The sequence below is a fragment of the Caballeronia sp. LZ003 genome, from assembly GCF_031451465.1.
In the GTDB taxonomy this organism is placed as follows: Bacteria; Pseudomonadota; Gammaproteobacteria; order Burkholderiales; family Burkholderiaceae; genus Caballeronia.
Genome location: NZ_JARUXJ010000109.1, coordinates 1 through 730, shown reverse-complemented (window position 1 = coordinate 730; position 730 = coordinate 1). Strand labels below are relative to the sequence as shown.

The 730-nt window shown below is 65.1% G+C and carries 1 protein-coding gene; it reads right to left on the bottom strand.

Annotated features, from left to right (window positions below):
* Positions 1 to 730: HK97 family phage prohead protease (locus QCE79_RS33255; RefSeq protein ID WP_309851731.1), on the bottom strand; the 730-nt coding region annotated here is incomplete at both ends.

The following is a 730-nucleotide window of genomic DNA, read 5'->3' as shown; positions in this document are numbered from 1 at the left end:
GGCCCACGCCGGATCGGTGGTGGTCCCCGCCTGCACCGCCGCCTTGAGCACCAACTCGACCTCAGGCGTCGAGTCCTTCCACTCCTTGGCGATCTCGACGGCCTGCATGACGTTACCCTTGGAGCGCATCAGCGCGATGGCGTAGCGTGTAAAAGCCGTGCCCTTGGCTACATTTGGCTTAAGCATGATCGGGGCGTGCGAGGCGGGGCCGCCCGAGACCGGCACGGCCGACTTCGCTTCAAGGGCTTGCTGCTCCTTGAGCCGCACCTCGTGAGCGTCCAGCGACTTCAGTTCAAGGCCGAGCTGGTCGTATTCGGCCGACTCGTCGTCATTGAGCGTGCGCTCGCCCTCGGCAGCGGCCGCGTCCATAAGCGCCTTGCGTCGTTCGAGGTGGGCGGCGCGCCGGGTGGCGACAGCCTTGAGTCGTTCTGCGATGGTCATATCGGTTTCCTTGGGGCGAGATGCGCTCAAGCGCACGACGGGCATAGCCCCGTGTGCGCTGTCATGCGATTTGATGGTTTGAATGGCGGCGTCGGCGCTCGCCGGGATGGTGACGGCACTGATTTCGAAGAGCTCGCACGCCTTGATGAGAAAGCCCCCGGTTGAGCGGTCGAACTCCGCGTCGATGGGACGAAAGCCGATCGACAGTCCCGGCACGAGCCCCGCCTTGATTAAGCTGTAGGCCTCGTCGATGTAGGCCGCAGTCCCCGCGGGGGCGATGCTTGCCTCG